Below are 25,111 nucleotides of genomic sequence, written 5' to 3'. Positions count from 1 at the left end.
CCCTCGGCCCCCGCGGCTTCGGTCCCCGCGACTTCGGTTCCCGCAGCTTCGCCGTGCGGCCCGCGCCGCGGCCCGCTCATCCGCCGCGTCCTCCGGCCGCCGGTCACCCGACGACGAGCGCCGGGTGCCTCGGGTCGTCGGCGCGTACCACGATGTCCGCGGCGTCCGCCGGCGCGACCTCCTCCTCGTAGCGGGCGTAGGCCGGAAGCGTCCACTTCTGTTCCGGAGCGACCCTGCGGGCGAGCGAGCCGGGCGAGAGCCGCAGATGGATTGTCAGGTCCAGCGGCAGCCACCGCCCGAGCAGGAGGGCGCCGTCCAGCAGGAGCACCCCGCCCGGCGGCACGGTGACGTAGGAGGCGCGGGTGGCCCGGTCGGCGACGGCGTCCCACAGCGCGGGGAGGACGCGGCCGGTGCCGCCCGGGTCCAGCGGGGCGAGCACCTCCCGGATCAGCGCGCCGGTGTCCAGCCAGTCGTCGTAGAAGGCGTCCGGGTCTGTTCTGCCGAACTCGAAGCGCAGGGAGGCCGGGCGCAGGAAGCCGGCGGCGGAGACGCGCAGCACCTCCCTGCCGCGCAGCCGCAGCGGATCGACGAGCGCGTCGGCGAGTTCGTCCGGCCGTGCCGCCGGCGCCCCGTCCACGGCCACCCGCACCCAGGCGTCACGCGGGGCGTCCACGATCCGGTCGGCGAGCTCCTCGGCCAGCAACGCGGGAGAGATCGGGCGTATCTGCACGATCCCATCTTGGCCGACATCTCCCCCGCCGTCCGCCGGGCCTCAGGCGGTGTACGCCGCCTCGCCCGGCCGAGCGGGCGCGCCGCCGTGGGGGTCAGGCGGTTCGCCAGGCCGCCCAGCGGTGCTCCAGGCGGCCCGCCGTACGGCGGAGCGCGCCCCGGAGGGTGGGGGGCGGCGGAAGGGGCGGGTCCTCGGGGGCGGCGTCGTCGTCCGGCAGGTCGTACCAGTGGACGTCGCCGGGGTGGTCCCGCGCCGCCGGCGGGAGGGCGGCGGCGCGGGCGGCGTCGTGCCGGGGTTCTGCCACGGGGATCGCCACCTTTTCGCTCCTCGTCCGGGCGGGAGAAGGCGCCCGGCGATCTTCCCGGAGAGGACGCCGGGCGCTCTTCCTCTGCCGGGGCCGGCCCGGCTGGGCATGACGCTACGACCACACACCGCCGGATGTCAATATTTCCTACCTGCTTTACATGAAAATCTCCCTAGCCGTTTCTTGCGCCAGTGCGGCGTTTCGCTTGCTTTCTCGGGGTGAGGTGGCTGTTGAGAACATTCGAGTGGAACGAACGCTGGAGACGGCTATGGCTACCGACAACCGAGCAGGCGACGGCGGACCCGACAGGACGGCCAAGGACCGGCAGCTCGACGCCTACCGGGTGGACCCTCGCGACACCTACCTCACCACGGACCAGGGCCTGCGCGTATCGGACACCGACAACTCGCTGGCGGCCGGGGCGCGCGGGCCGACGCTGATGGAGGACTTCCACTTCCGGGAGAAGATCACCAGCTTCGACCACGAGCGCATCCCCGAGCGGGTCGTGCACGCCCGGGGCGCGGGGGCGTACGGCTACTTCCAGGTCTATGAGCCGCTGACGGAGTTCACCCGGGCCGACTTCCTGCGCGACCCGGCGGCCAGGACGCCGGTGTTCGTGCGGTTCTCCACGGTGGCCGGGTCGCGCGGGTCGGCGGACACGGTGCGCGACGTGCGCGGGTTCGCGACGAAGTTCTACACCGGCGAGGGCAACTTCGACCTCGTCGGCAACAACATGCCGGTGTTCTTCATCCAGGACGCGATCAAGTTCCCGGACTTCGTGCACGCGGTGAAGCCCGAGCCGCACAACGAGATCCCGCAGGCCGCCTCGGCGCACAACACGCTGTGGGACTTCGTCTCGCTCCAGCCCGAGACGATGCACATGATGATGTGGCTGATGTCGGACCGGGCGCTGCCGCGCAGCTACCGGATGATGCAGGGCTTCGGCGTGCACACCTTCCGGTTCGTGGACCAGAACGGGCGCGGCACGTTCGTGAAGTTCCACTGGAAGCCGCTGCTCGGCACGCACTCGCTGGTGTGGGACGAGGCCCAGAAGATCGCGGGCAAGGACCCCGACTTCAACCGGCGTGACCTGTGGGACTCGATCGAGGCGGGAGTCTTCCCCGAGTACGAGCTGGGGGTGCAGCTGGTGCCGGAGGACAGGGAGTTCGCCTTCGACTTCGACCTGCTCGACGCCACGAAGATCATCCCCGAGGAGCTGGTGCCGGTCCGCCCGATCGGGAAGATGGTGCTCGACCGCAATCCGGAGAACTTCTTCGCCGAGACCGAGCAGGTGGCCTTCCACATCGGCAACGTGGTGCCCGGCATCGACTTCACCAACGACCCGCTGCTCCAGGGCCGGCTGTTCTCCTACCTGGACACCCAGCTCATCCGGCTGGGCGGCCCGAACTTCGCGCAGATCCCGGTCAACCGCCCGGTCGCCCGGGTGCACAACAACCAGCGCGACGGCTACAACCAGCGGCGGGTGCACCAGGGCACCACGTCCTACGCCCCGAACTCGCTCGGCGCGGGCTGCCCGATGGTGGCCGACGCCTCGCACGGCGGCTACGTGCATTACCAGGAGCGGGTCGACGGGGCGAAGATCCGCCGGCGGAGCGAGAGCTTCGGCGACCACTACTCCCAGGCGGAGCTGTTCTGGAACAGCATGTCGGACTGGGAGAAGGAGCACATCGTCGCCGCCTACCGGTTCGAGCTGGGCAAGGTCGAGCACCGGCACATCAGGGTGCGGGTCGTCGCCCACCTCGCGGAGGTGCATCCGGATCTCGCGGCCCGGGTCGCCGAGGGCATCGGCGTGGAGGAGGTCGAGAAGCCGTCCCGCTCGCCGCACGGCGACTCCTCCCCCGCGCTCAGCCAGGCCAACGCGCGACGGGACTCCGTGGCCACCCGCAAGGTCGCGATCCTGGTGGCCGACGGCGTCGACGCCGCCTGCGTGGCGTCACTCAGGGAGACACTCGCCGGGGTCGGGGCGATCCCCGAGGTGCTCGCCGCCTGGGACGGCAAGGTCGAGGGCGCCGGGGGCGAGACCGTCCCGGTGGACCGGGCGATGTCCACGATGGCGTCGGTGCTCTACGACGCCGTGGTGGTGCCGGACGGCGCGGCCAGCACCCGGTCCCTGGCCGGCGACGGCCTGGCCGTGCACTTCGTCGCCGAGGCGTACAAGCACGGCAAGGCGATCGGGCTGCTCGGCAGCGGCGCCGACCTGCTGCGGGCCTCCCGGCTGGAGGCGATGGACGGCGCCGGCGTGGTGCTCCAGGAGGGCCGGGGCGCGGCGGACCAGGCGTTCCTGGACGCCTTCGTGACGGCGCTGGCCCAGCACCGGGTGTGGAGCAGGCCCACGGACCGCGTCCCCGCCTGACCGGTACCGCATGAGGAGAGCGCCGCGCGGACGGATCCGCGCGGCGCTCCGCCGTGCCGTGGCGGCCCTCCCGATGGCCTGCGGGACGGGCCGGCCGGTCATCGGTTCTGCGCCGTGGGCGCATTGCCGCGGATGTGCACCGGGTCGCCGTGCTGGATCACCCGGTAGACCTCGTTGGCCACGTGCAGCGGAATCCGGACGCAGCCGTGCGACGCCGGCCACAGCGGCACCTTGGACGAGCCGTGCACGGCCATGCCGCCGCTGAAGTAGAGCGAGTTGTACATGGAGCCGAGCGGGCCGGTGGTCCAGCCCGGGTCCCTGCGGAAGACCCGGAAGTCGCCCGTCGGCGTGATGGCCGTGCCACAGCGCCCGTTGTCGCAGTAGTGGACCTCCGCGCCGGTGGAGATGTGCGTGACGAGCGCGGGACGGCCGTTGGTGTAGAGGGTCATCAACTGGCGGGTCAGGTCGATCTCCAGCCGCCGCGGGGCGCCCCCCGGCACCAGCGGCCGGATCTTGCGGAACCGGCTGAGCGCGCGCCAGGTGTCGTAGTCCACCCGCCCGCGCGCGCGAAGCCCCTGCGACTTCTGCAGGGCCCACACGGCGAACTCGGTCTCGGTGCCGAAGCGCCCGTTGACGTTGCCCGGGTCGAACCCGAGCCGTTCCAGCCACCGCTGCAGGAGATGGACGTACTGCCCGCGGTCGCCGAAGCGCAGGACGACTCCCCGCTCGGCGGGACGCTGGGCGTCCGGCCCGGCGAGGGCGTCCGGCCCGGCGAGGGCGGGACTCGCCGCGACGGCGGGCAGGGCCCCCACGGAGAGAGCCGCGGAGACGAGGACAAAGGCAAGGGCAAGAGAGCGCTGAACGTTGCTGATCACGAAGTGTTGATTACCCGTTTCCACCGGAAATCTAATGAAGCACACTTCGACGAATCGCAAAGAATCGCCGTCCACCTACACCCACAATTCGGACATATCCAGAAATTGTGCGCGATAAGCGAGAAAGTCGAGTGCAATTAGGAAATGGGGTTCGGGGGCCGTTCGGTGGACTTTTCCATTTGCTTTGGCATCCATTGCTACATCGCTAGACAAATGCACGAGTGACGCCATCGGCCATGGGTATCTCCCTAGCTGACCCGCTATTGCGGAGTATTAGTCGAGTCGGTCCCCCGGGATCGTGAATGACATGGGAATCAAATGACTTCTCACATCAAGAAATGGGCGCCCGGGCTTCGTTCCGGTATGCGCACTCTGGCTGTGGCCGTCACCACGACGGTGGCGGGAGCCGGTCTCGCGGCGTCGTTCCAGACTGCCACCAACGCCGAAGCCGTCGCAGTCAACACGTCCACGGCCGTCCAGCAGATCGTCCTCGGCGAGAAGCCGCTTCTGGGCTGCCGCAACTGCCATCGGCGGTGCCACCGTCACCACCATCACCACCGGCACTGCCACGGCCACCACCACCGGCACCACCACCACCACCATCACCACCACCGTGGACACTTCTTCCACCACGTCGAGGCCTGCGTCCACGTGCACGGCTGCCACGACGTCAACATCCACCGGGACCACCACCGGGACGACCACCACGACCACCGTCCCATCGTGATCCAGGGCCCCCCCGGACCGCAGGGCCCTGCGGGTCCGCGCGGTGCGGCCGCCCCGTCCCACCACCACACCTGGCCGAAGCACCACGACACGTGGCCGAAGCACGAGAACAACGACTCCGAGGACGACAGCTGGCTGTGGGGCCTCACCCGCCAGGCGCCGACCTCCTGAACCAGATTACGACGCGTCACGGAATTTCCCCGAGAACCGGCGCGGGCCGGATTTCCTTGAGCCGCCCTCGCTGAACCAACCCGCCGAAAGAGCCTCATCCGAGGCCTGACGATATGCCGAGAGTGCCGTGTCCGGGATCCACCGGGCACGGCACTCCCGCGTCCGGCGCCTTCGGGAATCTCCCGCCGCCGCCGGTGTTGGACATCGGTGTGAGCAGCGCATCGCGGGGCACGCGGTTCTCCATCCTCGACCGTTCGCTCGTCCGGCGCGGGCAGGCGCACGCCGAGGCGATCCGCGACACCGTGCGTTTCGCCCGGGACGCGGAGGAGCTGGGTTATCACCGCTTCTGGGTGTCGGAGCATCACAGCGTGCCGGGAGTGGCGGGTTCGGCTCCCACGGTGCTGGCCGCGGCGGTCGCCGCGGCGACCTCGGTGATCAGGGTCGGCACCGGCGGGGTGATGCTGCCCAACCATCGGCCGCTGGTCGTCGCCGAGCAGTTCGGCGTGCTGGAGGCGCTGCATCCGGGGCGCATCGACATGGGCCTCGGCCGTTCGCTCGGCTTCACCGGCGGCGTACGGCGGGCCCTGGGACACGACGGACGCAACGGGAACGACGGACGCGACGGGAACGACGCGGACGACTTCGCCGACCGGCTCACCGAGTTGCTCGGTTACTTCACCGGTGAGCAGCGCGCCCATCCCGGGGTGCACGCGCTGCCCGCGGAGGGCCTGCGGGTGCCGGCCTTCGTGCTGGCCACCGGCGCCGGGGCGGATGTCGCCGCCCGGCTCGGGCTGCCCCTGGTGATCGCGACGGTGGCCGGCGAGGAGCGACTGCTGGCCGCGATCGGCCGTTACCGCGCCGGTTTCACGCCCTCCGCCCGGTCGCGCCCCCACCTCGTGCTCGCGGTGAGCGTCGCGGTCGCGGACACCGCCGAGGAGGCCGCCCTGCTCCAGGTGCCCGAGGCGTGGTCCAGCGCCTACTCGCGGGTGCACGGCGTCTTCCCGCCGCTCGCCCCGGCCGCGGAGATCCTCGCCGCCGGCATGTCCGAGCGGGAGCGCGCCCGGTTCGAGGAGGCGCGGGCGGGGCAGATCCACGGCACGGAAGAGCAGGTCGCCGCCGCGCTCGACGCGCTGATCGGCCGGACCGGGGCGGACGAGGTGCTGGTCACCCTGAACACCTTCGACCACGCCGGGCGCCTCGACTCCTACCGCCGCCTGGCCCGCCTCGCGGGCATCGCCGGGCAGGTCCCCGCGGCCCACCGCTAGGCATCTCGCGCGCGCGCCCTCACCATCCGTGCACGGCCCGCCACGTCGGACCGGCGGGCGGAATCCCAGCTCACGGGGCACGGCCTTGACAGTGTGTGCGGCCGATGCTTTCTTAGCCTTGCCTTACCTATCTTAGGTAAGGCAAAGCTAATTCCTGGAGGCGTGGTGGGATCGGAGACCGAAACGCTCGTCGCCCGGTGGCTGGACCTGGTCGGTCCGCCACCGGTCCCCGTCCTTTCCGGACCGTGGCGAATCGGGGCGATGACCCCGGGCGGCGATGACGTGGATCTGGTCTGGCGCTGGATGAACAGCCCGCACGTGGCCGCCGCGTGGGACCAGGCGTGGCCGCGCGAGCGCTGGGCCGGGGAGATCGAACGGCAGGCGGCCGGGGCGCACTCCCGGCCGTGCCTGGCCTACCTGGACGGCGAGCCGGTCGCCTACCTGGAGCTGTACCGGGTGCTGCGGGACCGCCTCGCGCCGCTGTACCCCTGCCGGCCGCACGACCTCGGCGTGCACATCGCCATCGGGGCGCCGGGTGACATCGGGCGCGGGCTGGGCCGCTCGCTGCTGGCGGCGGTCGCGGCCGGGCTGCTGGCCGCCGAGGAGACGTGCACCCGCGTGGTCGCCGAGCCGAACGTGCTGAACACCGCCTCGATCAGGGCGTTCACCGCGGCCGGGTTCCGCCGCGCCGGCGAGGTCACGCTGCCGCACAAGACCGCCGCCCTGCTGGTTCACCCGCGTACGGAGGAGGATCTTCCCCAGTGGTGACGCACTCCCCACAGCCCGTCTTCGAACTGGCCGGCATCGGTTTCGGCCCGTCCAACCTGGCACTGGCCATCGCGCTCGCCGAGCACCGCGACGCGACCGGGCAGGAGGTGGAGGCCGTCTTCCTGGAGAAGCAGGAGGCGTTCGGCTGGCACCGCGACATGCTCATCGAGGGCGCCACGATGCAGGTGTCCTTCCTCAAGGACCTCGTCACGATGCGCAACCCGACCAGCCGGTACGGCTTCGTCAGCTACCTGCACGCCAAGGACCGGCTCGCCGACTTCATCAACCAGAAGTCGATGTACCCGACCAGGCTGGAGTTCCACGACTACCTGGAATGGGTGGCGGCCGACTTCCCCGACCAGGTGCGCTACGGAGCCGAGGTCGTCACGATCCGGCCGGTGGTCGCCGACGGCGAGGTCGGGTGCCTGGACATCGTGGTCCAGAAGGGCGGCACCCACGGCGAGCTGGCGACCTACCGGGCCCGCAACGTCGCCGTGGCGGCCGGCCTGCGCCCGGTGCTCCCGCCCGGCGTCGTCACCGGCGAGCGGGTGTGGCACAGCGAGGAGCTCCTCACCCGGGTGGACGCCCTGCGCGGCACGTCCCCGCGCAGGTTCCTCGTCGTCGGCGCCGGTCAGAGCGCCGCCGAGGTCGCCGAGCACCTGCACAGCGCCTTCCCCGGCGCCCAGGTGTGCGCGGTCTTCGCGAGGTACGGCTACAGCCCCGCCGACGACAGCCCGTTCGCCAACGGGATCTTCGACCCGGCGGCGGTCGACCGCTTCTACACCGCCTCCGACGAGGTCAAGGGCATGCTGCTGGGCTACCACGGGAACACGAACTACTCGGTGGTGGACCTCGACCTGCTCCAGGACCTCTACCGGCGGGTCTACCGGGAGAAGGTGGCCGGCACCGAGCGGCTGCGCATCATGAACACCTCCCGGATCACCGCCCTGGACGAGGACTCCGCCGGGGTGACCGCCCGGATCGAGTCCCTGGTCACCGGCGAGTCCGAGACGGTCCAGGCCGACGCCGTCGTCTACGCCACCGGTTACCGCCCGGTCGACCCGCTGGACCTGCTCGGCGCCGCCGGCGAGTTCTGCCTGCGCGACGAGACGGGCCGGCTGAAGGTCGGCCGCGACCACCGGGTGGCCACGTCACCGGCCATGCGCTGCGGCATCTACCTGCAGGGCGCCACCGAGCACACCCACGGCATCACCTCCACTCTCCTGTCCACCACGGCGGTCCGCGCCGGCGAGATCCTCGACTCCATCCGCACCCGCGCGCACGACCTGACCCCCAGCGCGGAGCCGGCCCGGTGACCCGTCACACCCCTCCGGACGCGGCGACGCTCCTGGACCTGGTGGAGGCGCAGGTGGCGGCCACGCCGGACGCGCCGGCCGTGCGGTTCGGGGACGCCACGACGACCTACGCGGAGCTGGACCGCGCGGCGAGCGGGCTGGCCCGGCGGCTGGCGGCGCTCGGGGCCGGGCCGGAGCGGCTGGTCGCGGTGGCGCTCCCCCGCTCGGCCGACCTCGTCGTCTCCCTGGTCGCCGTGCTCAGGACCGGCGCCGCCTACCTGCCGGTGGACCCGGACTACCCCGCCGACCGCATCGCCTACATGCTCTCCGACGCCGCGCCCGCGGTGGCGATCGCCACCCGGCCGCTGGAGGGTGTGGCCTGGCTCCCGCCCCACCCCGGCCCGGCGGCCCCCGCCGGCCCTGACGCGGAGGCCGGTCCCGGCCCGGACGGGCGGAGCCCGGCACCGGCCGGGCCGGGGATGCGCGCGGACCGGCGGAACCCGGCGTACGTGATCTACACGTCGGGGTCGACGGGCCGGCCGAAGGGGGCCGTGGTCACGAACGAGGCGATCGTGAACCGGTTGCGCTGGATGCAGGCGGAGTACGGCCTCACCGCCGGGGACCGGGTGCTGCAGAAGACGCCGTCCGGCTTCGACGTGTCGGTGTGGGAGTTCTTCTGGCCGCTGATCACCGGGGCGACGCTGGTGGTGGCCGAACCGGGCGGCCACCGCGACCCGGCCTACCTGGCCGCGCTCATCCAGCGGGAACGGGTCACCACGGTCCACTTCGTCCCTTCCATGCTGCGCGCCTTCCTGGACGAGCCCGCCGCCGCCCGCTGCTCGACGCTGCGCCGGGTGATCTGCAGCGGCGAGGCGCTCCCCGCCGACCTGGCGGCCCGCTTCCACCGGGTGCTCGGCGACCGGCTGCACAACCTGTACGGGCCGACCGAGGCGGCCGTGGACGTGACGTTCTGGCACTGCCGCCCGGGAGCCGAGGGGCCGGTGCCGATCGGCAGGCCGGTGTGGAACACCGCCGTCCACGTTCTGGACCGCGACCTGCGTCCCGCCGCCCCCGGCGAGCTCGGCGAGCTCTACATCGGCGGCGTCCAGCTCGCCCGGGGCTATCTGGGCCGCCCCGGCCTGACCGCCGGACGCTTCACGCCCGACCCGTACGGCCCGCCGGGCGCCCGCATGTACCGCACCGGCGACCTCGCGCGCCGCCGGGCGGACGGGGTCGTCGAGTTCGCCGGCCGTGCCGACGACCAGCTCAAGATCCGCGGTTTCCGGGTCGAACCGGGCGAGATCGAGGCCGTCCTCGCCACCGCTCCCGGCGTCCGCCGGGCCGCGGTCACCGCCCGCGAACCCCGCCCCGGCACCCTCCGCCTGACCGCCTACGTGGTCCTCGACGCGCCGGGACGGGACCACGCACTCGACGCCCCGCGCGGGCGGGGAGAGGACGGACTCCGCCTCCGGGACGAGGGGGTGGCCGCGCGGCTGCGGGAGTACGCGGCGGCCAGGTTGCCGGAGTACATGGTGCCTTCGGCGTTCGTCGTGCTGGACGGGCTTCCGCTGACGCCGAACGGGAAGCTGGATCGTGCGGCGTTGCCGGAGCCGCGGGTCGGGGCGGGGACTGCGGAGCCCGCCACCTCGGCGGAGGAGACGCTGGCCGCGCTGTTCGCCGAGGTGCTCGGGCTGCCCGCGGCCGGCGCCGAGGACGACTTCTTCGCGCTGGGCGGGGACAGCATCCTCGCCCTCGACCTGGTGGGCAGGGCGCGGCGGGCCGGCCTGCCGATCACCGCCCGCCAGGTGCTGGAGCTGGGCACGGTCCGCCGCCTGGCCGCCGCCGGTACGGAACCGGGCACTGGCCGAGCCCCGGCCACCGCCGGAACGGAGCCGGGCACGGTCCGCGCCCTGGCCGCCGGTACGGAGCAAGGCGCGGGCCGGAGCCTGACTCCGGGTGCCGGTCCGGGGCAGGCGGCCGAGGATCCGGCCGACGCCCTCGGCGACGTGCCGGCCACGCCGATCATGCACTGGCTGCGCGAACGCGGCGGCCCTTCCGGCGGGTTCAGCCAGTCGGCGACCTTCCGCCTGCCGTACGCCGTGGACGCCGCCCGGCTGGCCGCCGCGCTGCGCGCGGTGCTCGCCCACCACGACCTGCTGCGCGCCCGCGCGACCGGCACCGGGCTGACGGTCCCCCCGCCCGCGCCGGCCGGGCAGGCGGTGCCCCTGCTGCGGGTCGCCGACGCGGCGCAGGCGCGGGCGTGGGAGCGGCTCGCGCCGGAGGACGGGGTGATGGTGCGGGCCGTGTGGGTGGACCCGGGACCCGGTCGGCGAGGGCTGTTGCGCCTGGTCGTGCACCATCTCGTGGTGGACGGGGTCTCCTGGCGCGTCCTGGCCGGCGACCTGGCCCGCGCCTACGCCGGCACCGGGCCGCTGACCCGCTCCACGTCCTTCCGCACCTGGGCCAGGGCGCTGCCGAAGGTGGACCGGCGGGCCGAACTGCCCCACTGGAGGGGCGTGCTGGAAGCGGCGGCCGCCTCCTCATGGGCCGCGCCGCCGGGCGGCCGGGAGCAGCCGGGGCACGCATCCTGGGCGCTGGACCCGCGCAGGGACACCGCCGCGACCACCGGACGGCTGACGACGACGCTGCCGCCGGAGCGTACCGTCCCGCTGCTCACGGACACCGCCGAGAAGCTGCTCACGGCGCTCGCCGTCGCGCTGGCCGCCTGGCGCGGGGTCGCGGGCGGGGTCGCGGGCGGGGGCGTGCTGCTGGACGTGGAGGGGCACGGCCGGGAGGACATCGTGCCCGGGGCCGACCTGTCCCGCACCGTCGGGTGGTTCACCAGCATGTATCCGGTGCTGCTGGACCCCGGTGCCGTCGAGTGGGACGAGTTCGCCGCGGGCGGGCCGGTCGCGGGGCGCGCCCTGGACGCGGTCGCCGCCCAGGTGCGCGCGGTGCCGGGCAAGGGCGTGGGCTTCGGCCTGCTGCGCCACCTCGACCCGGTCGCCGGGCCGGTGCTGGCCGGGCTGCCGCGGCCCGGCGTCTGCTTCAACTACCTGGGCAGGTTCGCGGCCGGGGACGGGGACTGGTCCATGGTGGTCGAGCCGGGCGCCTTCGTGGACGCCGCCGACCCGGACCTCCCCGTCGCGCACGCGCTGACCGTGGACGCGCTGGTCCGGGAGACGGCGGACGGCCCGTACCTGGACGTCACCTGGTCCTGGGCGGCGGCCCTGCTGGACGAGCACGACATCCGCGACCTGTCCGCCCGCCTGTCCGACGCGCTCGCCGGTCTGGCGGCCCGGACGCGGGCCACGGCCGCTCCCCTGGTCCCGCTCGACCAGGACGAACTTGACGAATTCGAGGAGATGTACTCGTGAACGCCCGAGGAGGCTCGGCGAGCCGGGTCCAGGACGTCTGGCCGCTGACCCCGCTCCAGGAGGGGCTGCTCTTCCACGCCCTGCACGGCGCCCGCGACTCCTACATCGTGCAGACGGCCGTCGACCTGCGCGGGCCGGTGGACGCGGCGGCGCTGAGGGCGGCGGCCGAGGAGGTGGTCCGGCGGCACGACAATCTGCGCGCCGCGTTCCGGCACCGTAGGAACGGCCGGCCCGTGCAGGTCGTGCTGAGGGACGCCCGCCCGCCGTGGCGGGACCTGGACCTGACCGGCCGGCCCGCCGAGGAGGTCTCGGCGGTCGCCGGGGAGGAGCGGGAGACGCCGTTCGACCTCACCGCGCCGCCGCTGCTGCGCTTCGCACTGCTGCGGCTCGCCCCCGGCCGGCACCGGCTGCTGGTCACCAACCACCACCTGCTGCTGGACGGCTGGTCGCTGTCGCTGCTGCTGCGCGAGCTGTTCGACCTGTACGGCGGAGCCCATCTGCCGCCCGCCGTGCCGTACCGGGACTACCTGGCCTGGCTGGCGGCGCGGGACGGGGACGCCGCGCGGGACGCCTGGCGGGACCGCCTGGCCGGGCTGGACGGGCCGACCCTGCTGGCCGCCGGGCGGGCCGGCGGGGCGGTGGGCGAGGTGGTGACCGAGCTGCCTGCGGAGCTGTCCGCCCGGATCACCGGTTTCGCCCGGCGGGCGGGGAGCACGCCGAGCATGCTCGTCCAGGCCGCCTGGGCGGTGGTGCTCGGCATGCTGACCGGCCGGGACGACGTCGTGTTCGGCACCACGGTCTCGGGCAGGCCGCCGGAGCTGCCCGATGCCGGGCGGCTGGTCGGGCTGTTCGTCAACACGGTGCCGGTGCGGGTGCGGCTGCGGGCCGGGGAGCCGGTGGCCGGGCTGCTGGCGCGGCTGCGCGAGGACGCGGCCGGGCTCGCCGACCTGCACCATGTGGGGCTGGCCGACGTCCAGGCGCTGGCGGGGGTCCGCGGCGACCTGTTCGACACGCTGGTGCTGTTCGAGAACCATCCCACCGGCGGGCTGACCGGCGCCGGGGACCTGGTGGTGGAGGGCGCCGAGGAGCGGGACGCGACCCACTACCCGCTGACGGTGTGCGTGCGGCCGGGTGCGCGGCTGCGGGTCGAGCTGTCCTACCGCGAGGGGGCGTTCGAGGCGGCCGTCGTGCGGCGGATCGCCGGTTACCTGACGCGGGTGCTCGGCCTGCTGACCGAGGACGCGCACCGCCCGGTGGGCCGCCTGGAGCCGCTCCCGGACGCCGAACGCGACCGCATCCTCACCGCCTGGGCGGGCCCCGTGGTCCCCGGGCCCGGCCACAGGCCCGGCCACACCCTGCCCGACGTCTTCGCCGCCCGCGTCGCCGCCACCCCCGCCGCCGTCGCCCTGCGCGGCCGCCCCGGCCCGCTCACCGGCCTGCTCGCCGACGCTGATCCGCCTCGACCGCACGGCCCGGACGAGCGCCGGGACGGCGAGGGGGCGCTGAGCTACGCGGAGCTGGACGGGCAGGTGAACCGGCTGGCCAGGGCGCTGATCGCGCGCGGGATCGGGCCGGAGGACGTGGTGGCCCTGGTACTGCCGCGCGGCATGGACGTGGTGGCCGCGATGCTGGCGGTGTGGCAGGCGGGGGCGGCCTGTCTCCCGGTGGACCTGGGGTACCCGGCGGAGCGGATCGCGCTCATGCTGGCGGACTCCCGGGCGGCACTCGTGCTGGCCGTCTCGGAGACCGCCGCCGCGGTGCCGTCCGGTTCGGCCGCCGGGCCGCTGCTCCTCGACGACCCGGTCGTCGTGGCCGAGTTGGAAGGCCGCGCCGCCGGGCCGGTCGCGCCGGGCGAGCGGGCACGACGGCTGCTGCCGGGCCATCCGGCCTACGTCATCTACACGTCGGGGTCCACCGGGCTGCCGAAGGGCGTCGTGGTGCCGCACGGCGCGGTGGTGGCGCTGCTGAACGCGCACCGGGACGACGTGATCGCGCGCGGGACCGAGGCGGTGGGCGGGCGGCGGCTGCGCGTGGCGCACGCGGCGTCGTTCGCGTTCGACGCGTCGGTGGACCCGCTGCTGTGGATGCTCGCCGGTCACGAGCTGCACGTCCTCGACGACGGCGTCTACCGGGACCCGGAGCTGCTCGCCGGGTACGTGGCCGAGCGGCGGATCGACTATGTGGACGTGACGCCGTCGTACCTGGCGCCGCTGCTGGCCTGCGGTCTGCTGACGGAGGGCGGACACCGGCCGGCCGTGGTGGCGGTGGGCGGCGAGGCGGTGCCGGAGCCGCTGTGGACGCGGCTGCGCGAGACGCCGGGACTCGTCGCCCGCGACCTGTACGGCCCGACCGAGTGCACCGTGGACGCCTACGTGCGCAGGGAGGACGGCACCGGCGGCCCGCCCCTCGGCGACCGGGTGTACCTGCTGGACGGCATGCTGCGCCCGGTGCCCCCCGGCGTCACCGGCGAGCTGTACCTCGCCGGCACCGGCCTGGCCCGCGGCTACCTGCGCCGCCCCGGCCTCACCGCCGAACGCTTCGTGCCCTGCCCGTACGGCCCGCCCGGTGACCGCATGTACCGCACCGGCGACCTGGCCCGCCGCCGCGAGGACGGCGTCCTGGAGTTCGCCGGCCGGTCCGACGACCAGGTGAAGATCCGCGGTTTCCGGGTCGAGCCCGGCGAGGTCGAGACGGTCCTCGCCGCCCACCCCGGCCTGTCCCACGCCGTGGTCACCGTCAGGGAGGACAGACCGGGCGACCGCCGCCTGGTCGCGTACACGGTCGCCGCCGTGACGCCCTCCGGGCCGCCCGCCGTGACGCCCGCCGTGACGCCCGCCGAAGCCGGGGTGGTGGGTGAGGAGGAGTTGCGGGCCTATATGGAGGCGCGGGTGCCGGGGCATATGGTGCCGGCCGCGTTCGTGGCGCTCGCGGCGCTGCCGCTGCTGCCCAGCGGGAAGGTGGACCGGCGCGGGCTGCCCGCTCCGGGGGACCGCCCGGTCGCGACCGGGCGGGCCGCGCGGGGGGTCGTGGAGGAGCGGCTGTGCGAGCTGTTCGCGGAGATCCTCGGGGTTGACCGGGTGGGCGTGCACGACGACTTCTTCCTGCTGGGCGGGCACTCGCTGCTGGCGGCCCGGCTGGTCAGCCGGATCAGGGCCGAGCTGGGGGCGGACACCGGCGTCGGGACGCTGTTCGGCGCGCCGACCGTGGCGGAGCTGGCCGGGCGGCTGGGCTCGGGCGCGTCGCGCCCGCCGCTGATGCCGGGGCCGCGGCCGGCGCGGGTGCCGCTGTCGCACGCGCAGCGGCGGCTGTGGTTCCTGCACCGGCTGGAGGGCCCGTCGGCCACGTACACGATGCCGGTCGCGCTGCGGCTGCGCGGCCCGGTCGACGGGGCGGCGCTGCGCGCGGCCGTCGGGGACGTGGTGGCCCGGCACGAGGCGCTGCGCACGCTGATCGCCGAGGAGGACGGCGAGCCGTACCAGCTGATCCTCGGCCCGGCGGAGGCGCGCCGGCGGCTGGTCGTGGCGACCGGTCCCGGCGACCCCGGCCACGCCTTCGACCTGACCGCCGAGCTGCCGCTGCGCGTCTGGCTGGACGCGCAGGCCCCGGACGAGTGGGCGCTGCTGCTGGTGTTCCACCATGTGGCGGGGGACGAGTGGTCGATTCGCCCGTTGCTGGCGGATCTGGCGGCGGCTTACCTGGCCAGGGCCGGCGGGCGGGAGCCGGAGTTCGCGCCGCCGGCGGCGCAGTACGCCGACTACGCGTTGTGGCAGCGGGAGGTGCTGGGCGATCCCGGCGATCCGGGCGGGCTCGCGGCCAGGCAGCTCGCCTACTGGCGTCAGGCGCTGGACGGGCTGGCGCCGGAGATCGGCCTGCCGGCGGACCGGCCGTACCCGGCGGCGATGTCGTGGCGGGGCGGGACGGTGTCGTTCGACCTGCCGGGCGGCGTCTTCGAGCGGCTGGCGGAGCTGGCCAGGGGCCGGGGGGCGAGCGCCTTCATGGCCGTGCACGCGGCGGTGGCCGCGCTGCTCACCGGGCTGGGCGCGGGCACCGACATCCCGGTGGGCACCCCGGTGGCCGGACGCGAGGACGACGCGCTGGCCGGCCTGGTGGGCTTCTTCGTCAACACCCTGGTGCTGCGGGTGGACACCGGCGGCGATCCGTCGTTCGCCGAGCTCCTGGACCGGGTACGGCGGGCCGACCTGGCCGCCTTCGACCACGCCGACGTGCCGTTCGACCTCCTCGTCGAGACGCTCGCCCCAGAACGCGCGCCGGGACGCCATCCCCTCTTCCAGGTCATGGTGGCCTACCAGCATGCAATGGATGACATGCCGGACATTCCCGGACTGTCGTTGAGCGTGGCCGAGGTCGGGCTGCCGGTGGCGAAGTTCGACCTGACGTTCGCGTTCGCCGAGGTGGACGGCACGTTGCGGTGCTCGGTCGAGTATCGCGAGGACGTGTTCGACCGGTCCACCGCGGCGGGCCTGGCCGACCGGCTGGCGGCGCTGCTGGAGCGGGTGGCGGCCGAGCCGTCGCGCCCGCTGGGCGAGCTGGCGCCGGCTGCGATGCGCGCGCCGGTGCTGAGCGGCGTGCGGAGCGGGCCGCCCGGGACCGGGGAGCCGCGCACCGACGCCGAGCGGATGCTGTGCCGGTTGTTCGCCGAGGTGCTCGGGGTGGCCGAGGTGGGAATCGGCGACGACTTCTTCCGGCTGGGCGGGCACTCGCTGCCGGCGGTCAGGCTGATCGGCCGGATCAGGGCTTCGATGGGCGCCGAGGTGGCGTTGCGTCACGTGTTCGAGGCGCCCACCGTCGCGGGCCTGGCCGCGCTGCTGGCCCCGGCCGGGCGGCCGGCGATCGTGCCGGTGCCGCGCCCGGAGCGGATCCCGTTGTCGTACGCGCAGCGGCGGATGTGGTTCCTGCACCGCCTGGACGGCTCGTCGGCGGCGTACAACATCCCGCTACAACTCACCGGCCCCTACGACGAACACACCTTCAACCACGCACTCAAAACCCTCATCACCCGCCACGAAACACTCCGCACCCTCTACACCGAACACCACGGCACCCCCACCCAAACCATCCTCACCCCCACCCAAGCCCACACCAAACTCATCATCGACCACGGACCACCCAACCCCCACCAACCCTTCGACCTCACCACCGACCTCCCCATCCGAGCCCGCCACACCCCCCAAGGGCCACTCCTCCTCCTCCACCACATCACCTGCGACGAACTCTCCATCACCCCCCTCCTCACCGACCTCACCAACGCCTACCACCACCACCAAACCCCACCACTCCCCCTCCAATACGCCGACTACGCCCTCTGGCAGCACCGCCTCCTCGGCGACCCCGCCGACCCCGCCGGCCTCGCCGCCCGGCAACTCGGCTACTGGACCGAGCGGCTGGCCGGGCTGCCGGACGGGCTGGAGCTGCCCGCGGACCGCCGGGCGGGCGCGGCGGGCCGGGACGGGGTGCTGTCGTTCTCGCTGCCGGAGCGGGTGCGGGCGGCGCTCGCCGGGCTGGCGGGCGAGCACGGCGCGAGCATGTTCATGCTGGCGCACGCGGCGGTGGCCGCGCTGCTCACCCGGCTCGGCGCGGGCGAGGACATCCCCCTCGGCGCCCCCGTCGCCGGACGGGACGACGCGGCGCTGGAAGGCGCGGTGGGCTTCTTCGTGAACACCCTCGTGCTGCGCCTGGACACCGGCGGCGACCCGGCCTTCGCCGAGTTGCTCGGCCGGGTGCGGGAGACCGCCCTGGCCGCGTTCGAGCACGCGGACGTGCCGTTCGAGCTGCTGGTGGAGGCGCTCAACCCGGAGCGCGCGGGCGAGGGCAACCCGTTGTTCCAGGTCATGGTGGCCCATCAGGCGCGGGCCGAGCCGGTCAGGTTGCCGGCCGGGCTGCGCGAGGACCGTGATCCCGGGGAGGCGGTGACCGCGAAGTTCGACCTGGCGTTCGCGTTCACCGAGACGCCCGACGGCCTGGACGTGACCGTCGAGTACCGCGGCGGCCTGTTCCGCCGGGCCACGGTGGAACGGATCGGCGGATACCTTATCCGGCTCCTCGAACAGGTCGCCGAGGACCCGGGGCAGCGGATCGGCAAACTCGCGATCATGCCGGACGAGGAGCGGCACCGGGTCCTGACCGGCTGGAACGCCACCGGCTCCGCCGGGCCGGGCCGGACGCTGCCGGAGCTGTTCGGGGCGCAGGCGGCGGCCACCCCGGACGCGGCGGCGGTGGTCTGCGAGGACGAGACGCTCAGCTACGCGGAGCTGGACGCGGCGGCCGGCCGGCTGGCCCGGATACTCGCCGCGCACGGCGCGGGGCCGGAACGGGTGGTGGCGGTGGCGCTGCCGCGCGGCGCCGGCATGGTCGCGGGCGTGCTGGCGGTGGCCAGGGCCGGGGCCGCGTACCTGCCGCTGGACCTCACCTATCCCGGTGAGCGGGTCGCGATGATGCTCGACGACGCCGCGCCGGTGCTGGTGCTGGCCACCGCCGAGACCGCGCGGGCGCTGCCGGAGACCGGGATCCCGGTGGTCCTCGCCGACGATCCGGCCGCCGGTGAGGCCGGGGACGCCCTCGTGGTGCCGCCGCTGCCCCGCCACCCGGTGTACGTGATCTACACCTCGGGGTCCACCGGCAGGCCCAAGGGCGTGGTGCTGGAGCACGCGGGGGTGGAGGCGCTGGTGGCGACGGCGGTGCGGAACTTCGGCGTCGGCCCGGGGAGCCGGGTGCTGCAGTTCGCCTCGATCAGCTTCGACGTGGCGTTCTGGGAGATGACCATGGCGCTGTGCACGGGGGCGACGCTGGTGGTGGTGCCGGCCGAGCGGCGGGTCGCCGGGGCCGAGCTGACCTCCTACGCCCACGAGCACGGGGCGACCGTGCTGGCGCTGCCGCCCGCGCTGCTGACCGCGCTGCCGGAGGACTGCGTGCTGCCCGAGGGCTCCACGCTGCTCGTCGGCACCGAGACGGTGACGCCGGAGCTGGTACGGCGCTGGTCGAAGCGGCACCGGGTGTTCGACGCGTACGGTCCCACCGAGGCGATGGTCAACTCGACCCTCTGGGAGGCGGCCGGCGACCTCGGCGAACTGGGCAGCGTGCCGATCGGCCGTCCCGACGTGGGCAAGCGGGTCTACGTGCTGGACCGGCGGCTGCGCCCGGTGCCGCCCGGCGTCACCGGCGAGCTGTACGTGGCGGGCGCCGGCCTGGCCCGCGGCTACCTGCGCCGCCCCGGCCTCACCGCCGAGCGTTTCGTGCCCGACCCGTACGGCGAGCCGGGCACCCGCATGTACCGCACCGGGGACCTCGCGAGATGGCGGCCGGACGGCGTGGTGGAGTTCGCCGGCCGGGCGGACGGGCAGATCAAGATCCGCGGTTTCCGGGTGGAGCCGGGTGAGATCGAGTCGGTGCTCGCGGGCTGCCCGGGGGTGCGCGAGGTGGCGGTCGTGGCCAGGGAGGACCGGCCGGGCGACAAGCGGCTGGTGGCGTACGTGGCGGGCGCGGAGACCGATCCGGCCGTGTTGCGCCGGCACGTGGCCGCGCGGCTGCCCGGGTACATGGTTCCTGCGGCGTTCGTCCCGCTGGAGACATTGCCGCTGATGGTGAACGGCAAGGTGGACCGGAAGGCGCTGCCCGCGCCGGGCGCGGTGCGGGGCGCCGTGGCACGGGGGCCGCGCACGCCGGCCGAGCGGGTGCTGTGCGAGGTGTTCGCCGAGGTGCTGGGGGTGCCCGAGGTCGGCATCGACGACGGGTTCTTCCAGCTCGGCGGGCATTCTCTGCTCGCGGTCAGGCTGGCCGCGCGGGTGCGTGCCCGGCTGGGCGCCGACGTACCGCTGCGCACGCTGTTCGACGCGCCGACGGTGGCCGGGCTGGCCACCGCGCTGGGCGCTGCGCCGCCCGCCGCCGCGCCGCGCCCGGCGCTCGTCCCGGTGCCGCGGCCGGACCGGGTGCCGCTCTCCTCGGCCCAGCTCCGCCTGTGGTTCCTGGCCCGGTTGGAAGGCCCGTCGGCGGCGTACAACATCCCGCTACAACTCACCGGCCCCTACGACGAACACACCTTCAACCACGCACTCAAAACCCTCATCACCCGCCACGAAACACTCCGCACCCTCTACACCGAACACCACGGCACCCCCACCCAAACCATCCTCACCCCCACCCAAGCCCACCACAAACTCATCATCGACCACGGACCACCCAACCCCCACCAACCCTTCGACCTCACCACCGACCTCCCCATCCGAGCCCGCCACACCCCCCAAGGACCACTCCTCCTCCTCCACCACATCACCTGCGACGAACTCTCCATCACCCCCCTCCTCACCGACCTCACCAACGCCTACCACCACCACCAAACCCCACCACTCCCCCTCCAATACGCCGACTACGCCCTATGGGAGCGGGACCTGCTGGGCGACCCGGCCGATCCGGCGAGCCTCGCCGCCCGGCAACTCGGCTACTGGACCGCGAAGCTGGCCGGGCTGCCGGAGCGGATCGCGCTGCCGGCCGACCGGCCGGGCGGCGGCGGGCCGGAGGGCGACGTGGTGACCGGGCGGCTGCCCGCGGGCGTGGCCGAGACGCTGGCCGCGCTGGCGGCGCGGGCCGGGGTCAGCATGTTCATGCTGGTCCACGCGGCGGTCGCGGCGCTGCTCACCCGGCTCGGCGCGGGCGAGGACATCCCCCTCGGCACCCCGGTGGCCGGGCGGGACGACGACGCGCTCGCCGGCCTCGTCGGCTTCTTCGTCAACACCCTCGTCCTGCGCCTCGACACCGGCGGCGATCCGTCCTTCGCCGAACTCCTCGACCGGGCGCGGGAAACCGACCTGGCCGCGTTCGAGCACGCCGACGTGCCGTTCGAGCGGGTCGTGGAGGCGGTCAACCCGGTGCGCGCGCCCGGCCGGCATCCGCTCTTCCAGGTCATGGTGACCTGCCGGACGCCCGCGCCCGCGCCGCCGGGGTTCGCCTTCGCCGAGGAGACCGGCGTGGCCGCCGCGAAGTTCGACCTCGCCTTCGACGTGGCTTTCGACCCGGCGGGCGCCGACGTGGCGGTCGAGTACCGGACGGACATGTTCGACCGGGAGACGGCCGGGCTCATCGCCGGAGGGCTGGTCCGGGTGCTGGAGCAGGTCGCCGGGGAGCCAGGCCGGCCGATCGGCGAGCTGGCGGTGCCCGCGCTCGCCGGCGCGCTGCCGGTCCGGCGCGCCCGCGCGGCGGCGCCCGCGCGCCGCGCGCCGCGCGGCGCCACCGAGGAACGGCTGCTCGCGATCTTCGCCGACGTGCTGGAGACGCCCGGCGCGGGCGTCTTCGACGACTTCTTCCACCTCGGCGGCCACTCGCTGCTCGCGGTGCGGCTGGCCGCCCGGGTGCGGGCGGAGTTCGGCGTGCCGCTCACGATCAGGGCGGTGTTCGAGGCGCCGACGGTGGCGGCGCTGGCCGAGCGGGTGGACGGCGCCACCGGCCCGGCCCGGCCGCCGCTCCTCCCGGCGCCCCGCCCGGAGCGGGTGCCGCTGTCCTCCGCGCAGCGCAGGCTGTGGTACCTGCACACCCTGGAGGGGCCGTCGCCCACCTACAACGTGCCGTTCGCGGTACGGCTGCGCGGCCCGGTGAGCCCGGCGGCCGTGCGTGCCGCGCTGGAGGACGTGGCCGCCCGGCACGAGTCGCTCCGCACGCTCATCGCCGAGACGGACGGCGAGCCGTACCAGGTGGTCGTGGACGCGGGCAGGGGGCGGCCCGCGTTCGAGCACGTGGTCTGCCGGGGTGACGCCGGGGAGCGGGCGCGCGCCGCCGCGTCGCACGCCTTCGACCTGACCGCCGAGCCGCCGATCCGGGCGTGGCTGTTCTCCGAGGAGGACGAGCACGTGCTGCTGGTGCTGCTGCACCACATCGGCAGCGACGAGTGGTCGGCCGGGCCGCTGTGGGACGACTTCGTCACCGCCTACGAGTCCCGCCTGGCCGGACGGCCTCCCGAGTGGTCCCCACTCCCGGTCCAGTACGCCGACTACGCCATCTGGCAACGCGCCCTACTCGACGGCCCCCCGGAGGGCGGCTCCGTGGGTGGTGGTGGCGGGAGGGGTGGGCTGGAGCGGCGGCTCGGGTTCTGGCGGGATGCGCTCGCGGGGCTGCCCGGCCTGCTGCCGCTGCCGCACGACCTGCCGCGTCCGGCGGTGGCCGGGACCGCGGGGGCCACCGCCGGGTTCCGGCTGGACGCCGGGACCAGGGACGCGCTCGCCGCCCTGGCCCGCCGTACCGGGACGACGATGTTCATGGTGACGCACGCGGCGGTCGCGGCGCTGCTCACCCGGCTCGGCGCCGGCACCGACATCCCCCTCGGCACCCCCGTCGCCGGACGGGACGACGGCGCCCTCGCCGGCCTCGTCGGCTTCTTCGTCAACACCCTCGTCCTGCGCCTCGACACCGGCGGCGACCCCGCCTTCGCCGAACTCCTCGACCGGGCACGGGAAACCGACCTCGCCGCCTTCGACCACGCCGACGCGCCGTTCGAGGAGGTGGTACGGGCGGTGCGGCCGGTCCGCTCGGCCGCCTGGCATCCGCTCTTCCAGGTGATGGTGGCCTGGCAGGAGGCCGCGCCGGTGCTCACGCCGCTGCCCGGCACCACGGTCGCGCCCGAGGAGACCGGCACCGCGACCGCGAAGTTCGACCTCGCCTTCGCCCTGGCGGAGGACGGCGACGGGATCGACGGCGTGGTCGAGTACCGCACCGACCTGTTCACCGCGGACCGGGCGAAGCTGCTCGCGGACGCACTGGCGACGCTGCTGTCCGGAGTCGCCGCCGATCCGCTGGTCAAGATCAGCGCCCTTCTCCCCGCCCCGCCGCCCACCGACGCCGACGCGACCCCCACCGCAGTTCCCACCGCGGCCCCCCTCGTGCCTTCCCGCGCGGCCGGGTACGCGGTGGTGGAGGCGCGGGCGCGGGCGCTTTTCGCCGAGGTGCTCGGCGTGCCGGAGGTGGAGGCCGGGGGGAACTTCTTCGAGCTCGGCGGCCACTCCCTGCTGGCGGCGAAGCTGGTGAACCGGCTGCGGACCGAGCTGGGCGTACGCGTGACGGTCATGACGCTGCTGGAGGAGCCGACCCCCGCCGGTCTCGCCACCCGCCTCACCGCACCGGACGACGAAACGCCACCCGAAGGCGAAACGCCACCCGGCGGCGGGACACCATCCGAAGGCGGGAGCCCACTCGGCGGCGGGACGCCGGCCGGAGGCGGGACGCGGTCAGGCGGCGGAGGGCGGCCTGGTGCGCTGGACGTGCTGCTGCCGATCAGGCCGGGGGGCGAGGGCGCGCCGCTCTTCTGTGTGCATCCGCTGTTCGGCCTCGCCTGGTGCTTCACGGGGCTGGCCGCGCATCTCGACGTGCCGCTCTACGGCGTCCAGGCGCGCGGGCTGGCCGGGCCGCACCCGCTGCCCGGCACGCTCGCCGAGATGGCCGCCGACTACGTGCGGGAGATCCGCCGGGTACGGCCGGCCGGGCCGTACCGGCTGCTCGGCTGGTCCTTCGGCGGAGTCGTGGCGCACGCGATGGCGGCCCGGTTGCAGGCGGAGGGCGAGGAGGTCGAACTGCTGGCGCTGCTCGACTCCTACCCGCTGCGCCCCGGCGAGGAGCCGGAGACCGGCGACGACGAGCAGGACGTCCTGGGCTTCCTGCTCCGGCTCGCCGGCCGCACGGCCACCGGGCCGCTGGACCGCGCGGCCGTCCTGCGCGACATCGGCGGCGGCGTGGACGACGGCACGGTCACCGCGATGCTCGCCGCCGCCGCGAACGCGGAACGGCTCATCCGCCCGGCCGGCCATCCCGTCTACCGGGGCGACGTGCTGTTCTTCACCGCCACCGCGGACAAGGCGGGCACCACGCTGGACACCGGCCGGTGGCGGCCCTACGTGGACGGCGTGCTGGAGGAGCACGGCGTCGACTGCGAACACTTCGAGCTGGCCGATCCCGGACCGCTCGCCCGGATCGCCGGAGTCCTGCGGCGGCGGCTCGCCGCGGGCCCGGCCAGGCACCCCGCCCCGCTTCCGGGGCCGACCGAGGAGACGATATGACGAACCCGTTCGAGGACGCGGAGGGCACCTACCTCGTCGTGGTCAACGACGAGGCCCAGCACTCGATCTGGCCGGTGGACCTGCCGGTGCCGGCCGGCTGGCGCGGCGTGCACGGACCGGCACCGCGCGCGCGGTGCCTGGAGTACGTGGAGGCGCACTGGACGGACATGCGCCCGGCGAGCCTCGTACGCGAGACCGAGGGCCGTTGAACGGGAGCGGGTGGGCCGCGTAGCTCACCACTCCTCCGGGGGCAGCGCGATGCCCTCCACCCGGTCGTAGATCACCACCCCGTCGGCCAGCCGCACGACCATCACGCGGCTGGCCAGACCGGCCGTCTCCAGGGCCCGCGCCGACTCGACCGCCAGCGCCGGAGAGTGGTAGCGGTCGAGCGAAGGTTCGAACGGCCCCCGGCGCTCGCAGAGCACTTCATACCGGTCGGCCGGCCATATCGGGTCGAATCCGCCCCACCGGCGGGGCCCGGACCGCATCGCCATCGTTCACCTCGTCGCCACGCCTGTTCGTCGGCCACCTGCCTGACGACTGGCACAAGGGAAGACTAGACGACTTTTGGTGCCAATGGGGAAGTTTATCCCTATATGTCCGAGATCACTCCGGTGGGCGCCTGCTCTCCCGCGCCGCGGCGGACCACTGCCAGGCGAAGACCCCCGGCCGGAAGGGCACCCCGCGCTCGCGGCAGAGGTCGGTGAGGGCGCTCAGCAGCGACGGCACCCACCGGCGGGAGGGCAGGGTGACCCCCGAGATCCAGTCGTGGACCCGCGGCGCGAGGTTCTTCTCGCCGCGACCGGCGAGATGGCCGTCCTGTTCGAGCTGCCGCCCGAGGCGCCGCGCGAAGGCCGCCTGGGACGTCCCGGCCCGCCTCAGCAGGTCGGCGAATTGCTCCGCGAATCTCCGCCGAGCGGAGGATCCCGGCAGAAACTGCGAAGAAACCATGTCACACCTTCCGTGAAAGCGTCAGAAACAGCGTCGCAATCCAACCCCCAGGGAAGCGTGGACATATTACAACCGGCACCGCGTTTTTCAAACGCCTCATTGTCGCGACAAGTCACCCGGCGGCTCTTTTATTCGGTCGCGGAACCGAGAATTATGCGCCGTGAGGCACCGGCCGGCGCCCCGCGTTCGCCCGGAAAGGCGAATGACCGTCACGAAAACTCCATG

At 74.2% G+C, this 25,111-nt stretch carries 14 protein-coding genes; 8 read left to right on the top strand and 6 right to left on the bottom strand.

Annotated features, from left to right (window positions below; translation table 11 throughout):
- Positions 1-103 precede the first annotated feature (103 nt).
- Entirely contained in the window at positions 104-730 is a 627-nt protein-coding gene (locus tag QSK26_RS39840; protein WP_285780561.1) for a nucleoside/nucleotide kinase family protein, read from the bottom strand.
- 94 nt (positions 731-824) lie between these two features.
- Positions 825-1,046: a hypothetical protein gene (locus QSK26_RS39835; protein ID WP_285780560.1), complete on the bottom strand. Its 222-nt coding sequence runs from the start codon at positions 1,044-1,046 to the stop codon at positions 825-827.
- A 256-nt stretch (positions 1,047-1,302) separates the two neighbouring features.
- Between QSK26_RS39835 and QSK26_RS39830 the strand changes: the two genes are divergently transcribed.
- The gene (locus QSK26_RS39830; protein WP_285780559.1) at positions 1,303-3,408 is read left to right on the top strand and encodes a catalase; all 2,106 of its coding nucleotides are present in this window, start codon (positions 1,303-1,305) and stop codon (positions 3,406-3,408) included.
- A 98-nt stretch (positions 3,409-3,506) separates the two neighbouring features.
- On the opposite strand, the gene QSK26_RS39825 is transcribed toward QSK26_RS39830, so the two are convergent.
- A complete protein-coding gene (locus QSK26_RS39825; RefSeq protein ID WP_285780558.1) occupies positions 3,507-4,283 on the bottom strand; it encodes a L,D-transpeptidase family protein in 777 nt (258 codons plus the stop codon).
- A 273-nt stretch (positions 4,284-4,556) separates the two neighbouring features.
- On the bottom strand, positions 4,557-4,997 hold the full coding sequence (locus QSK26_RS39820; RefSeq protein WP_285780557.1) for a hypothetical protein: 441 nt from the start codon (positions 4,995-4,997) through the stop codon (positions 4,557-4,559).
- Positions 4,998-5,006: 9 nt separating this feature from the next.
- On the opposite strand from QSK26_RS39820, the gene QSK26_RS39815 reads away from it, so the two are divergent.
- The 7 genes from QSK26_RS39815 to QSK26_RS39785 all read left to right on the top strand — a co-directional run bounded on the left by QSK26_RS39815 (position 5,007) and on the right by QSK26_RS39785 (position 24,144).
- Positions 5,007-5,180, top strand: coding sequence for a hypothetical protein (locus QSK26_RS39815; RefSeq protein ID WP_285780556.1), 174 nt, complete (start codon positions 5,007-5,009; stop codon positions 5,178-5,180).
- Positions 5,181-5,389: 209 nt separating this feature from the next.
- Complete coding sequence (locus QSK26_RS39810) at positions 5,390-6,445, top strand: MsnO8 family LLM class oxidoreductase (RefSeq protein WP_285780555.1); 1,056 nt, start codon at positions 5,390-5,392, stop codon at positions 6,443-6,445.
- Positions 6,446-6,610: 165 nt separating this feature from the next.
- Positions 6,611-7,213, top strand: a complete 603-nt coding sequence (locus QSK26_RS39805; RefSeq protein ID WP_285780554.1) for a GNAT family N-acetyltransferase — start codon at positions 6,611-6,613, stop codon at positions 7,211-7,213.
- The gene (locus QSK26_RS39800; RefSeq protein ID WP_285780553.1) at positions 7,210-8,529 is read left to right on the top strand and encodes a lysine N(6)-hydroxylase/L-ornithine N(5)-oxygenase family protein; all 1,320 of its coding nucleotides are present in this window, start codon (positions 7,210-7,212) and stop codon (positions 8,527-8,529) included. Before QSK26_RS39805 ends, QSK26_RS39800 begins: the two co-directional genes overlap by 4 nt.
- Positions 8,526-11,885: a non-ribosomal peptide synthetase gene (locus QSK26_RS39795; protein ID WP_285780552.1), complete on the top strand. Its 3,360-nt coding sequence runs from the start codon at positions 8,526-8,528 to the stop codon at positions 11,883-11,885. Before QSK26_RS39800 ends, QSK26_RS39795 begins: the two co-directional genes overlap by 4 nt.
- Positions 11,882-23,935, top strand: a complete 12,054-nt coding sequence (locus tag QSK26_RS39790; protein ID WP_285780551.1) for a non-ribosomal peptide synthetase — start codon at positions 11,882-11,884, stop codon at positions 23,933-23,935. Before QSK26_RS39795 ends, QSK26_RS39790 begins: the two co-directional genes overlap by 4 nt.
- Positions 23,932-24,144 (top strand): MbtH family protein, encoded by a 213-nt coding sequence (locus QSK26_RS39785; RefSeq protein WP_285780550.1) that lies wholly within the window; start codon positions 23,932-23,934, stop codon positions 24,142-24,144. The genes QSK26_RS39790 and QSK26_RS39785 overlap by 4 nt, the downstream gene beginning before the upstream one ends.
- Before the next feature lie 24 nt (positions 24,145-24,168).
- On the opposite strand, the gene QSK26_RS39780 is transcribed toward QSK26_RS39785, so the two are convergent.
- Both QSK26_RS39780 and QSK26_RS39775 read right to left on the bottom strand, forming a co-directional pair.
- Positions 24,169-24,423 (bottom strand): hypothetical protein, encoded by a 255-nt coding sequence (locus tag QSK26_RS39780; RefSeq protein WP_285780549.1) that lies wholly within the window; start codon positions 24,421-24,423, stop codon positions 24,169-24,171.
- Between the two features lie 118 nt (positions 24,424-24,541).
- On the bottom strand, positions 24,542-24,886 hold the full coding sequence (locus QSK26_RS39775) for a hypothetical protein (RefSeq protein WP_285780548.1): 345 nt from the start codon (positions 24,884-24,886) through the stop codon (positions 24,542-24,544).
- Positions 24,887-25,111 lie beyond the last annotated feature (225 nt).

Origin of the sequence: Microtetraspora sp. NBRC 13810, from assembly GCF_030268685.1 — a bacterium.
In the GTDB taxonomy this organism is placed as follows: domain Bacteria; phylum Actinomycetota; class Actinomycetes; order Streptosporangiales; family Streptosporangiaceae; genus BSRQ01.
The sequence above is the reverse complement of the archived record's forward strand: the minus strand, read 5'-3'. Positions and strand labels throughout refer to the sequence as shown.

Bases quoted from the DNA above. Each gene is read 5' to 3' on its own strand.
- QSK26_RS39775 (WP_285780548.1), bottom strand. From the start codon at position 24,886: ATGGTTTCTTCGCAGTTTCTGCCGGGATCCTCCGCTCGGCGGAGATTC.
- QSK26_RS39830 (WP_285780559.1), top strand. From the start codon at position 1,303: ATGGCTACCGACAACCGAGCAGGCGACGGCGGACCCGACAGGACGGCC.
- QSK26_RS39785 (WP_285780550.1), top strand. From the start codon at position 23,932: ATGACGAACCCGTTCGAGGACGCGGAGGGCACCTACCTCGTCGTGGTC.
- QSK26_RS39780 (WP_285780549.1), bottom strand. From the start codon at position 24,423: ATGCGGTCCGGGCCCCGCCGGTGGGGCGGATTCGACCCGATATGGCCG.